9 protein-coding genes are annotated in these 10,817 nt (G+C 30.8%); 2 read left to right on the top strand and 7 right to left on the bottom strand.

Features of this window, described 5'->3' with window-relative positions:
• The first annotated feature begins 156 nt into the window (after positions 1-156).
• Together OA93_RS14580 and OA93_RS14575 are read left to right on the top strand one after the other, a co-directional pair.
• Positions 157-1,152, top strand: coding sequence for a metal-dependent hydrolase (locus tag OA93_RS14580; RefSeq protein WP_039114105.1), 996 nt, complete (start codon positions 157-159; stop codon positions 1,150-1,152).
• 401 nt (positions 1,153-1,553) lie between these two features.
• Positions 1,554-2,771 (top strand): erythromycin esterase family protein, encoded by a 1,218-nt coding sequence (locus OA93_RS14575; protein WP_039114104.1) that lies wholly within the window; start codon positions 1,554-1,556, stop codon positions 2,769-2,771.
• A gap of 116 nt (positions 2,772-2,887) precedes the next feature.
• Here the strand turns inward: OA93_RS14575 and OA93_RS14570 are convergent, their stop codons facing one another.
• From OA93_RS14570 to OA93_RS14540, 7 genes are all read right to left on the bottom strand, one after another.
• Positions 2,888-3,592, bottom strand: a complete 705-nt coding sequence (locus OA93_RS14570) for a hypothetical protein (RefSeq protein WP_039114102.1) — start codon at positions 3,590-3,592, stop codon at positions 2,888-2,890.
• A gap of 412 nt (positions 3,593-4,004) precedes the next feature.
• Entirely contained in the window at positions 4,005-5,462 is a 1,458-nt protein-coding gene (locus OA93_RS14565) for a glycosyltransferase family 2 protein (RefSeq protein ID WP_039114121.1), read from the bottom strand.
• A gap of 304 nt (positions 5,463-5,766) precedes the next feature.
• Complete coding sequence (locus OA93_RS14560) at positions 5,767-6,750, bottom strand: AraC family transcriptional regulator (RefSeq protein WP_131474480.1); 984 nt, start codon at positions 6,748-6,750, stop codon at positions 5,767-5,769.
• 197 nt (positions 6,751-6,947) lie between these two features.
• Positions 6,948-7,418 carry a helix-turn-helix domain-containing protein gene (locus OA93_RS14555; RefSeq protein WP_039114100.1) on the bottom strand — a complete coding sequence of 157 codons (471 nt, stop codon included), beginning with the start codon at positions 7,416-7,418 and terminating at the stop codon, positions 6,948-6,950.
• 353 nt (positions 7,419-7,771) lie between these two features.
• A complete protein-coding gene (locus OA93_RS14550) occupies positions 7,772-8,266 on the bottom strand; it encodes a TlpA disulfide reductase family protein (RefSeq protein WP_039114098.1) in 495 nt (164 codons plus the stop codon).
• A gap of 461 nt (positions 8,267-8,727) precedes the next feature.
• Complete coding sequence (gene mqo / locus OA93_RS14545; protein WP_039114096.1) at positions 8,728-10,320, bottom strand: malate dehydrogenase (quinone); 1,593 nt, start codon at positions 10,318-10,320, stop codon at positions 8,728-8,730.
• Positions 10,317-10,571, bottom strand: a complete 255-nt coding sequence (locus OA93_RS14540) for a hypothetical protein (RefSeq protein ID WP_039114095.1) — start codon at positions 10,569-10,571, stop codon at positions 10,317-10,319. The genes mqo and OA93_RS14540 overlap by 4 nt, the downstream gene beginning before the upstream one ends.
• Positions 10,572-10,817 lie beyond the last annotated feature (246 nt).

Genomic DNA, 10,817 nt, shown 5'->3' with positions numbered 1-10,817 from the left:
AAATCCGTTTTGATCCGCGTCTTTACTTTTGTAAATCCGTATCATCTGTGTCCCATTATAGACAATATTTGCTATAAACATTCCACTCCGATACAGTTGAAAAACATTTTAATACTTTAGATCTTTCTGTTTAAATTTGCTGTTCAACTACAACTCATGGATTCTTTTACTCAAATTGTGTTAGGAATTGCAACTGCCGAATTATGTGCAGGTGAAAAATTGCAACGCAAAACGATTTTATATGGTGCAATTCTAGGAACTATACCTGACTTAGATGTTTTGTTTGGGCAGTTTTTAAACCCAGTAGATGGTGTAGCAATTCATCGGGGATTAAGTCATTCCTTATTATTTTTTGGTTTACTATCGCCCATTTTAGGTTGGCTTATTTCTAAGATCGAACAAGAGAAAATTAATTTTCGTAGTGCTACTATTTTAGTATTTTGGTGTTTATTTACCCATGTATTACTGGATATGTTTACATCTTGGGGAACACAAATTTTCTGGCCTCTACCCGACCGAATTGCCTTAAAAACTATATTTGTAATTGATCCTTTATATACGCTTCCGTTGCTTATTTGTTTAATTATAGGATTGCGCAAACCTACTTTCGCTTTGCGAAAAAAATATGTTTTACGCGGAATATATATTAGTTCGTTTTATCTCTTGGTAACTTGTAGTTTAAAATTATATGCTTTACAACAATTTAAAAATGCATTGCAAGAACAACATATATCTTATAGTGATCTTATTGTAAAACCTACTGCCTTTAATTGCATTTTATGGAATGCTAATGTGGCTACAAAAGAAGCGTATCTATTAGGTGATTATTCCTTATTTGATAGCCAGCCGATAACTTTTGAACGTTATGAAAAAAACAATGCCTTATCGCAGCAGCTTACTGGCAATCCCGATTTTGAAACCTTAAAAAAAGTGAGCGAAGGATGGTTTATTGTAACCAAAAAAGATAACGAGTATTACTTTAATGATTTGCGCTTTGGCTTGCTTACTAAAGATCCCAAACAGCCTCAATTTGCCTTTAGCTATATTTTTAAGGATGAAAACGGAAAACTAAAGGCTCAAGAAGTTCCTAAGCAAAAACGTGATGGAAAAGCCTTAATGCAAGGAATCTTAAATCGGATAAAAGGAAATTAAAAAAGGAACTATTCCATTTTGAGAAATATAATATCATTTTGATAGTATTCATTTTATAAAAAAAACATTAAAAAAAACCATAAAACACTAACAAACAATCGTTTAATTCATTACAAAATTTACAGGTATTATGTTTGCTTCAATAATGAAAATCTAAATCATTATGAACAACTATCCTGAACAAAAAAGACTACTGCATCGTAATAAATTAAAGAGACTGGCTCGAATAAGAATGAAAATGACCACAACCCATTTGCTATTCATCACTTATGCTGTTGTGTTAGTTTTTATTGCAATTTTCAAGTTAACAGGTCAATAGCATAAATAATTATTAAAGTACAAAAGGTATTGCATTACATCATATAATTATTATTTGTATTTTAGTAATCAAAAACTACTATATGACCAAAAACTTCCTTTACTCCGTTTTGTTCAGTTGCTTTTTTTCTGTTTGTACTTTTGCTCAAGGACAATCCCTAAGCTGGATAAATTCTCATGCATTACCCATTACCGACAATGAGAATGACAATAAGGCTTATTACTCGCAGTTAACCAATCTGCTCAAGGATAACAAAATTTGTGGCCTGGGAGAAGCTTCTCACGGAACTCATGAATTTTATACCGAGAAGAATCGCATTATCAAATATCTAATCACAAATGCCCAATATAAATCGATTGGTTTTGAGTTTGGATATTCGGCGATAGAACCAATTAATGTTTATTTATTAACTGGAAAAGGAGATTTAAAACAACTCATGAAACCATTACGATTGTTTAATACAAAAGAAATATATGATTTATTTGAATGGGTAAAGACATATAATACCTCCAAAACTCCTAAGGATAAAGTTAATCTTTTTGGTTTTGACACTAATTATATCAAATCTGATATTGATGCGTCTGCCAACTTTTGTTCTGCTTATTTAACAAAAAATGCGTCTCTTTATACTAATGGATCAGCTGCAATACCAGTTTTAAAAAAGATAACAACTCCAGATTTTCCTCTATATGAATTATCTGATGATGAAACGGGAATTATTTCTCGCTTAAATACCGAAGTAAAACTTAAAGGCACATCGACAATTAAAGGTTTTAATGAATTTAAAAAATACATATCCCTTTTATACCAAGGCACATTATTATCTAATCCTTTGGCCAGAGATCAATTTATGGCCGAAAATCTTATCGATTTCCAACAAGAAACTAAAACCAAAACCATTATTTGGGGACACAATATCCATTTTGCAAAAGATACCAATATGCCTAAAGCAAAAGGAATGGGATATCATGTAAAAGAGAAATACGGCAATGAATATTACGCAATAGGTTTTGATACTTTTAAAGGAAAAGTGACTGTATTAGACGGCAATGATTATGTAGAACACAGTTTTGAAGCGCAACCAAAATCTTATTCGGCATTGTTTGCAGAAGCTAAGTTCCCTACTTTCTTTGTAGCCTTTGATACTGCCGAAGAAAGTCCTTTTTATAATGCAAATGGCAACATAACCAATATATACTCTAACTGGACTAATGTAATAGCATTACCTATGAAGCCCGGTATCGATTTTGATGCGTTGATTTTTATACGAGAAACTACTCCATCGATTATATTAAAGTAATTAATTTAACCATATAAGTGATGTAAGTAAATATAAGCTGGTCTTTTCTGCAAAACTTAAATGAACTTACATCACTTATATGGTTCGAGAAATAGTTATTTTCTTTTTATAAAATATTACTTTAAATCATCAAATTCCAGATACAATTGTTTTAAAAGAGTAATAGAATAATTCGTTCCATTTGCATCAACCTGAATATCATTTCCAGCTACTCCAATTGGACTATTTCCAGATTTATTCACATTGATTAAACTATATTTTTCATTTTTTATAAGTGTAGTCAAATCTATTTTTACTTCTAAAATCTGCTCGAAATCGGGTTTATTTATAAGCTCATGAACCATAAATTGTTCTTTTGCATTACCAAAAATTATAAAATTAGTTGCACTTGACTTTACTTCATCCGGATTAAACTTTTTATAAAAAATCACTTGTTTGATAGATACCACAACATCCGAAGCTATTTTCTTCCCTCCTCTTTCAAAATGACCTCTGTAAAGATTTGCTTTAAATGATTTAGGATTGTTAATCATATCTGGCAAAACAAACTTTTCGGGCTCAATCATATAAGTGTTATAATCCGGGTTCTTTTCCTGATCCTCTACAAATAGTTTCTTTGTTTTACTATCCAATTCTAGTTCCAAAATAATTTGATAATTATGTGGAGAATGAAACATTGGTAAGTGCGAAGCATAAATTTTTTCTTTCCCAAAAATCAACATTCCATGTGTCGACGGTTTATCTGTACTACTATTATGATGTTGCGCATTTGACAATGTAATGAAAAAGAAAAAAAGCAATGAAATTGAATAATATCTCATAATCTAAATTTAAAATATTTTTTGGCGAAGATAAAAAACACTCTAAAAAGTAATTGTTAACTAGTTGGTAAAAGATGAAATTAACTCTTTCGGATGCAATTACTGTTAAAAAATAGAGCGCAAGGTTTTATGCAAGGTGCACAAAGTTCTTCCTCAATATTGTCACCCTGAGGTACGAAGGGTCTTCGCAAGAAACTAACACAAACTTGTCTTACATTATCGAGCTACTAGTGGTGACCCTTCGTGCCTCAGGGTGACAAGTTTGAGAGTATATTGAGTATATGTTCTACAAAGCTGTTATCAGTTTTGTAGAATCGTTTTTACCCCAACGACACATCATAAAAAAAACGAGTTAAAATATTTTTATAAATATTTTAACTCGTTTGAGTTTATAAAATCACAATCGTTTTATCTATTTAACTTCAGATAAACCACGTGTTAACCAACCTCTTTTATTTGCTGTAATAATTGCATAAGGGGTAATCCAGAATAAACCAAAGGTGTAAAACACGCTATAAGAATATGCCCAGAATGACTCTGATACATTATGTCTTTTGGCATAAAATAAAGCCGAGAAACTAGATACAATCAATATACTTAAAAGCGTAGATCCTAAAAACAATAATGGATGTACTACTATAAAAAACAGCATAAATAACATGAATGGATATGCCATAACAATTTTAAGCGATTGATCTATAAATAATAATCTTGTACCAAATTTAGATCCTTTTCTAAAATCTTTAAAAACATATTGTGCCATCATTAAGTTCTCACGCACATTACTTCTTCCCCATCTGATGAACATTTTATATAAACCAGTATAATTTTCGGGTACGTTTGTTAATACGTATGAATTTCTTTGAAACAATACTTCATGTCCTTGTTTTAAGATCATGTTTGTCATTGCACGGTCTTCGCCAATGTCTGATGGTTGTCCCATAAAAGTTTGATCAATCCATTCCGGAAGGCATGCAAATACGGCATCACTACGATAAGCTGCTAAAGCTCCAGGAGTACAAAGTACAGATCCTAATACACTTTCGGCAGAACGCATGAATTCAAAACTCATTACGAAACTTACATTTAACATTTTAGGAAGTATTGCTTTTTTATTATTTAAAACAAGTACATTTCCTGCAACGGCTCCACAATTTTTATTTGTAATAAACGGACTTACTAAGTTTCTTACTGTATCTTTTTTTACTACTGAATCACTATCTACAGTCACAAAAATTTCTCCGTTACCAAGATTAAATCCACGGTGTAATGCATGACGTTTTCCTTGGTTTTTAGGCTGCTGATAGATAGATAAACGATCTCCTAATTTTACTTTTGCTTGTTGCATCCAGTACCAAGTATCATCTTTACTACCATCATCAATAGCAAGTATTTGCATTTTTTGCTCTGGATAATCGCTATCTGCTAAACTTACTAAAGTATCCCAAACCAGTTTACCTTCGTTGTAAGCAGGAACAATTATGGTACAAGTTGGCAATAACTCATCTGTAACAGATTCTATTGGTTTATATTTAAAATAAAGAAATAAATTAAATAAAAAAACACCCGTTTTAAAAAGAAAAAAGACTGTTGTTATAACCAAAAATGGATATCCCCACGTAGAATTTATTCTGTCTATATGAAATTGGTCAAAGTCTGATTGAAATTTATATACTAAGAAAGCTCCAGCAATCATTAATAAAAAAGTACTGATAAGTACCATAATCCCTAACGGACTTGATGTTTCTTTTATCGCTTTTGCGAATGATTTATCGTTAATACGAAAAAAAGAACCTGTTAATGAATCTCCGCTATTACCTGTATTGCTGCTTGTAGAGAATAATTGTTTTGAAATTGTTTCAGTTTTCATGCTTGTATTACTATCGTTTTCTATATTAAGGCTTTTATCTAAATGCCATCCTTTTTCGTTTCTTGTTCTCGTTTGTAAAGAATGGACAAATCCCAATTTAGCAAGCCCCGTGCCATTGTCCTTTTAAATAGAAATTGAGACGATTACGATAGTTTTTGTATATTAACTGTGTATAATTAGTATACAACTTGTGTAAAAATTATACACATTGTATCCATTTTTATAAAAATAGAAGTCCCTTTTTACGAAAGAATCAGGAATAAACCCTCTTGTATTTTGCAAAGATGATTATACGATTTTCATCTCATAATTGCTTGATAAAAGTACTGGGAGATATCCCAAAAAACTTTTTAAATTTTGCCCCAAAATAGGACGTATTTCCAAAATGCAATCTATCCGAAATTTGTAATATCGTTAGTTGTCTACCTTCAAGGAGTTCTTTTGCTCTATGCAATTTATTATTCATAAAGAACAAATTTGGCGTAGTTCCTGTTATTTCTTTAAAAAGAACTTTAAATTTTGATAGAGACATATTTGCATTAAAAGCCAGTTTTTTAATCGTGGGAAAATTACTTTCTACGTTATCCATTAAATACATTTGGCTAGAAATGATAGCATTAAAATCATTTCTATTAACTTCTTCGAGGATGATTCTTTTTTTTGATAATTTATTTAAATAGTTTGAAAGTAATAACTGAACACTTCCTTTTAGATTTAAATCAAATATTGCTCCTCCAACTTTTAGTTTGCGTAAATCGTTCAGAATATGATAACTCTCGTTGCTCATTCGGTCAAATTTTACAATCTCCCTATCTTCGTGATTCCTCTTTTTTTTAATACTATCAAAAGGAATATTATTCTTTTGAGCAAAAAATTGTAAGATATTTTTTTTTATAAAAACACAAAGCATATAAATTTTACTTCCTGCCTTAGCGTAAAAATCTGACTGTAAGGCACCATCCATAATTAGTAAATTATATTTCCAAAGCCCTAAGTCGTATACAATATCATCTTTTAAAATAGAAACTTCTCCTTCTGTCAGATTATAATACATCGCAACGAAATCATCTTTTACATTTTTCTGCGTTACCTGAAAATCAATATTATGAACCACATCTACATAAAACGCAACAATACCTTCATTACATTCTAGAAAATAACATGTTCCGGAATAATGACACTTCTTAGGAATAACTATAAAATTCCCTTCTATTTTAGCTCCAAGTTGCGCTGCAAAATGAGCAACCCAATCTAGATCTGCGCTACAAAAATGTTCAAATGTTTTCATAAAAACACCCGTTTTATAATTTAATTCATCTGAACAATTTAACCTCAACTATTTAATTTAAATAACAAATCAAAAAGAAACAATCGTACCAAAAGTGAATACTTAACTAAAACATCTAATATAAGCAATTGATTTTTCTTACATAATTTTCTAATGAAGAATACTCTGAATATTTATAATACAGAAATAAAATCTTCTTAACAACAACTCTTTTTTATAAATTTAATGTAGTCTGAAGGAGATTTTCCTGTATGTTTTATAAATGCCCTAAAACAAGTTGTTCTGGATTTAAATCCCGAATTCCAAGCCATTCCTTCAATAGTCAAATTATGATCAAAGTTGTCTATAAAATAACTTACTCTTTTTCTATTAATATAATCCTGAAAACGAAGGTTATATTGTGTATTAATCAAAATAGAAAGTTGATGTACAGGAATACTCGTTTTTTTAGATAAATCGCGAATAACAAGATTTCTATTCAAAAAAATCTTTTCTTTTATTACAACTTCGTTCAAAGCCAAAAGATATTCTTGCCTTTTCTGCTCATCAAATAAACTTAATGTTTGCAAAGTATTTTTTATAGATGTTTTTATAATCTTATTTTTATACTTCGCAAAAAGGAATAATCTATCAATAACTTTAGCACTATAAATCTGGAGTTTACGCATTTTTTTTAATCAACATTAAGAACTTTCTATTATTTATAACACGGCATATATAATAACAAACCTTAAATAAATAACCATACACAACTGTATCACAAACAAATACAGTTGCGTTTTTAGGCTTAGAAAATAAAATTATATTAGGAAGTAAAGGTCTAGAGTATTCTTTTATACATTGTTCACTAAAAAGCAATAATGTCTTGCGTTAAGCCATTTTTGATTTAAAACATAGGCAAAACTCAAAAAAATAAAGGCATAAAGGAGCTGTAATATTGCTTTACATTAGGAACTAGAAATACTAATCCTGAGCAATATAATGGAAAGGGAATTTGATAAAGAAGAAAATAAAAAGAAAACTAGTTAGCAGTTGTTAACGTTTTAATAAGCTCATCTAATTTACTACCATGAATATTTTTGGCAAGAATGATTCCGTTTTTATCAATTAAAAAATTAAGCGGAATTGCTTGAATTTTATAGTTTAATACAACAGGAGAATCCCAAAGTTTTAAATCACTTACTTGTATCCATGGTTGTTTTATTTTTGCCATTGCGCCTAACCAAGCCTGTTTTTTAGAGTCTAAAGAAACACCATAAATCAAAAACTTATTAGGATATTTTTGGTACAATTTTATTAATTCAGGTTGTTCCTTAACACAAGGTCCACACCATGATGCCCAAAAATCAACAAATACCAAAGATCCTCTTAAAGAGGAAAGAGTTACTACATTGCCTTTTGTATCCGGAAGATCTATATCTGGAATTATGTCTCCTACATCAAGACCTTCGGTTTGTGCATTGATACTCGTAAATGAGCAAATTAAAAATGTAAGCGTAAAAAATAAATTCTTCATAGGTTATAATATTTTCAGGGCATTGAAACAAAACAGTCTATCTAAAAAGAAATAGCACGATTAATAATAGTAGAATCGTTTTTATTTCTTGTGGCGAATTTATAAATATTTTTTTCCTTAACCTACATTAAAAAGTTCCTTCAATTATTAATTACTATGATTAATAATCGAAGGAACTCAATACTTTTTAAAACTAAATTCATGGCCACATTATAAAACAAAATAAGCATCTCAAATCTTAAAACAGCTTTTTTTGTTATTATAAAACTGACGTATTTAACATATAATTACGAACCAAAACCTTCTAATTTATTTTAGAAACACATTTTACCTACATTTTGTAATCTATTATTTCACTAAATAATAACGTAATACATTCTTTTTACGGCTATTTAAATTGCAAAAAAAATCCATACATCTTTTATAACGTATGGATAGATTCTTTAAAAATCAGAAATCAATTAAGGAGTCTCCGTTTTTGGAGCAACTGTATGGATTTCTTTCCAAACAATTCCGAGTTTCTCACTATTGTTTTTCCTTATTTTATTAGCGAGAGGAATATTATCTGATAATTTTAGTCCGTATGACGGAATCATCTCTTTTATTTTCTCTTGCCATTTTGGTGTCTTAAGTTCATTTTTAAAACATTTTTCTATTACCTTGAGCATAATCGAAACCGAGGTTGATGCTCCTGGCGATGCACCGAGTAAAGCAGCAACACTTCCGTCTGACGCTGTTACGACTTCGGTACCAAATTGTAAAATCCCCCTTTGTGTTGTATTGTCAATTTTTATAACCTGAACCCTTTGCCCTGCAATTTTTAAATCCCAATCTTCCATCTTGGCTTTAGGAAAATATTCCTGCAATGCCGCCAATCTTTGTTCGGGTGTAAGTACAACTTGTTCTACCAAATACTTTGTAAGCGGAACATTGTCAAGACCAGCTTCTAGCATAGGCCTTATATTATAGAAATTAAATGATGCAGGCAAATCTGCCCAAGTTCCGTTTTTAAGAAATTTGGATGAAAATCCTGCAAAAGGTCCAAATAAAAGTTCTTTTTTACCATCGATAACTCGCGTATCAAGATGCGGAACCGACATTGGTGGTGAACCTACCGAAGCTTTTCCATATACTTTGGCTTGATGCTGCGCTATTATTTTAGGATTATTACACACCAACCACTCCCCGCTTACAGGAAAACCTCCATAACCTTTTGCTTCAGGAATATGTGTTTTTTCTAGTAATGGGAGCGTTGCTCCTCCTGCTCCTATAAAAACAAACTTCGCATTAATGGTTTTGGTTATATTATTTTTTAAGTCTTTAATATACACTTTCCAAGTACCATCTTCATTCCTTTTAAAATTGGTTACTTCATGATTTACTTCCAACTTCATTTTTCCAGATTTTACAAGATTAGAAGTCAACTCATTAGTAAGTGCTCCATAATTAACATCGGTTCCAATATCAATTTTTGTAGCAGCAACTTTTTGCGAAGGATCTCTTCCGTTCATTACAAGCGGAATCCAATTATTGATTTGTTTTTGATCATCAGAAAATTCCATACCAGTAAAAAGGGGTTCTTTCTGCAATGCCAGGAATCTTTTCTTAAGGTATTTTACATTGTCTTCTCCTATCACAAAACTCATATGTGGCGTTGGATTAATGAAGGTTTTTGGTGGACCAATTTTATTATTTCCTACCAAATACGACCAAAACTCTTTTGAGATTTCAAAGGATTCATTTATCTCAACCGCTTTATGAGTATCAATACTACCATCTTTTAGTTCGGGTGTATAGTTGAGTTCGCATAGTGCAGAATGTCCTGTTCCGGCATTATTCCATGCCGATGAACTTTCCAGACCTACAGCATCAAGCCTTTCGTAGGCAACCATGGTCATGTCTGGATCAAGCTCATTTAGCATATTTGCCAAAGTCACACTCATGATTCCACCACCAACCAAAACTACATCTACTGTTTCGCCTTCGCTACTTTTCTTATCAGCGCATGATCCTAATATTAGAATGCATAACAAACAGATGAAATTCTTTTTCATTTGCTACTGATTTCAATTAGAATATTTATAATTTTTGAAAAAGAGAATAAAAATAAAAACAGAATAAATCCTGAAAAAAAAGTAGATGCTGGCAAAATCCATCCCCCAATTCCTCTTGGAGTCGCAATAAGATACACTGTCCCTATTAGTGTTACTAAACCAACAACATAAGCCAAAAACTGGAATATAGATGCTAGCGTTTTAAGTGTTTTTTGCTGTTTTAAAATGGTAATAGAAGTAGCTGTAGTCATAATTATTACATTTATAAGTTATTAATAATAAGATACTTAATTCCTATTAAAGATAAAAAAAATATCATTACCTCTAAAAATTAATAATGCTAATCGCCTAATTACTAACTATTAGCCAAACCCTAATGTGCATATTCGACTTTTATAAAATTGAAGTTTCCCATTTTGTATTCACAAATTATCTGTGAAATTTTGCTACTCTGGTGCCTTACGAAAATATATTTTTGATAAAAAAAACAATCTAAT

Source organism: Flavobacterium sp. KMS (assembly GCF_000813005.1).
Classification (GTDB): Bacteria; Bacteroidota; Bacteroidia; order Flavobacteriales; family Flavobacteriaceae; genus Flavobacterium.
This window is presented reverse-complemented; position numbering and strand designations above follow the sequence as displayed.